Origin of the sequence: Megasphaera indica (assembly GCF_046614755.1) — a bacterium.
Classification (GTDB): Bacteria; Bacillota; Negativicutes; order Veillonellales; family Megasphaeraceae; genus Megasphaera; species Megasphaera intestinihominis.
Map to the genome: position 1 here is coordinate 1 of NZ_JBKKJR010000043.1, position 1,578 is coordinate 1,578.

General features: G+C 52.6%; 1 rRNA gene. It reads right to left on the reverse strand.

What is annotated here, in order from left to right:
- Positions 1–1,578 (reverse strand): 23S ribosomal RNA (locus ACFCTO_RS12085); the annotation flags it as partial.

Here is a 1,578-nt window from a genome sequence, read left to right on the forward strand (position 1 = left end):
GCCTCCCAACTATCCTGTACATCTCTTACCGGAATCCAATCTCAGGTTACAGTAAAGCTCCATGGGGTCTTTCTGTCCAGTCGCGGGTAACCTGCATCTTCACAGGTACTTCAATTTCACCGGGTCCCTCGTTGAGACAGTGCCCAAATCGTTACACCTTTCGTGCGGGTCGGAACTTACCCGACAAGGAATTTCGCTACCTTAGGACCGTTATAGTTACGGCCGCCGTTTACTGGGGCTTCAATTCACTGCTTCGCTTGCGCTAACACTTCCTCTTAACCTTCCAGCACCGGGCAGGTGTCAGCATCTATACATCAGCTTTCGCTTTAGCAGACGCCTGTGTTTGTGGTAAACAGTCGCTTGGGCCTCTCTTCTGCCACCCATCTCCGCTCCATGCGCTTCTGCACTTCACGTACGCTGGGTTATCCTTTTCCCGAAGTTACGGATATATTTTGCCGAGTTCCTTAACGAGGGTTTTCCCGCGCACCTTAGAATTCTCATCCTGCCTACCTGTGTCGGTTTCGGTACGGGTGCCTGAGTCCTCACTAGAAGCTTTTCTCGACAGTTTAGTGCCAGCCCCTTCGCTTCTGTCTCCAGAAGCTCCCCATCGCATCTCGGCCTTACGGGAAACGGATTTGCCTGTCTCCCGACCTACCTGCTTGGACGTGCTCTTCCAATCGCACGCGCGCCTTCCTTCCTGTGTCACTCCTTCGCTCAAACGGCCTCAGCCAGTACAGGAATTTCAACCTGTTGTCCATCTCCTACGCGTCTCCGCCTCGGATTAGGTCCCGACTTACCCTGGGACGACGATCGTTGCCCAGGAACCCTTAGGCTTTCGGTGGAAGGGATTCTCACCCTTCTTTTCGCTACTCATACCGGCATTCTCTCTTCCTGCCTGTCCACCTGTCCTTCCGGTCAGGCTTCTCCCATGCAGGAACGCTCCCCTACCCAATTAACTTATGTTAATTGCCAAAGCTTCGGTTCCGTACTTTAGCCCCGGACATCTTCGGCGCAGAGTCTCTCGACCAGTGAGCTATTACGCACTCTTTTAATGGTGGCTGCTTCTGAGCCAACATCCTGGTTGTTTTCGAAATTCCACATCCTTCGCCACTTAGTACGGCATTGGGGACCTTAGCTGTTGGTCTGGGCTGTTTCCCTCTTGACTATGGGCCTTATTACTCACAGTCTGACTCCCATGGATAAGTACAGCCATTCGCAGTTTGATTAGGTTCAGTAGCCGGATAGGCCCCTACCCCGTTCAGTGCTCTACCGCCTGTACTCTCGCCATGAGGCTAGCCCTAAAGCTATTTCGGGGAGAACCAGCTATCTCCACGTTCGATTGGCATTTCACCCCTACCCACATCTCATCCAAAAGCTTTTCAACGCTCACTGGTTCGGTCCTCCACACATTTTTACCTGTGCTTCAACCTGGACATGGGTAGATCACTGTGGTTTCGGGTCTACTCCAACTAACTATACGCCCTGTTCAGACTCGCTTTCGCTGCGGCTCCGCATTTTCTGCTTAACCTCGCTAGCTGAAGTAACTCGCCGGTTCATTCTTCAATAGGCACGCCGTCG